Origin of the sequence: Pseudomonas sp. YuFO8 (assembly GCF_035065025.1) — a bacterium.
Classification (GTDB): Bacteria; Pseudomonadota; Gammaproteobacteria; order Pseudomonadales; family Pseudomonadaceae; genus Aquipseudomonas; species Aquipseudomonas putida_AE.
The window spans coordinates 1-900 of record NZ_JAXDEQ010000101.1 but is presented as its reverse complement, the minus strand read 5'-3'; the positions used below and the strand labels follow the sequence as shown (position 1 = coordinate 900).

The window sequence follows — 900 nt, the reverse complement described above, 5'->3', positions numbered from 1 at the left end:
AATGGTTATCGGGTCTATAACCCTCGGTTGATGCGCTTTCATAGCCCGGACAGTTGGAGTCCGTTTGGGGCGGGTGGGTTGAATGCGTATACGTATGTTGGGGGGGATCCGGTGAATGATTCAGATCCGACAGGACATGCAGGTTGGCGCAGCTTTTTATCCGGAACCTTCGATTTTTTCTTTGGTGGCCCTGACATTACGGGACCAAGCCGCAGGCAAATTTTTAACTCCTGGAAACCTATGAAGGAGTCAAAATTGTCTCCTTTTTCAATGCGTCCTGAAAAAACAGGGGAACTGGGGGCGTTAAAAACACTGGGTTCTGTTACTGCCTCAGCACCGGGCCCTCGAGGAAACTACTCTCCAGCAATCCATAATGTGGATACCCCCGCAAAGTCTCATCCTGGATATGTAGAGGGAGCAGCTGCGGCTGGACTTACAAACCACGCATTCAGTGCTCCGCGCTCAAACGCTTTGAACCCAAATCTGCTGGCCGGACGGATCAATCGAGCCGTCCCTCAGAGTGACACATGGACAAGTTCGATACATGGGCCGAAAAATACACACAATCGACTTAGGGGGGGCGGTGATGCTACCGGAACGCATCCGCGAGGTCGCATAGCCGCAGGACAAGCTCAAGACAGACAATTTGTGGAGGTTCGGATCCAGCATCGGAGAGAAGCCATCAGAGCCGCGCTGCAGGCGCGCAATGCGCAACTCCGCCAAGCCGGACACTCTCGGGCAGCTGTTCAGGCAATCATGATCAGCGAGGCTCGAAGTATTAGTTTACGAATCAGGCGCATGATTCCGTAATCCGTCAAAAAACTAACGGAGAGCGGGCACGGTGCGAACAAACGTGATGTGACGGTCACGCTCAACGGCGAGCCCGCCGCGGTTCGCATA

At 53.8% G+C, this 900-nt stretch carries 1 pseudogene; it reads left to right on the top strand.

The features are described 5' to 3' along the window. Window positions 1-144: pseudogene (locus tag SOP95_RS31495) on the top strand (RHS repeat-associated core domain-containing protein); the annotation flags it as partial. Window positions 145-900: the final 756 nt, after the last annotated feature.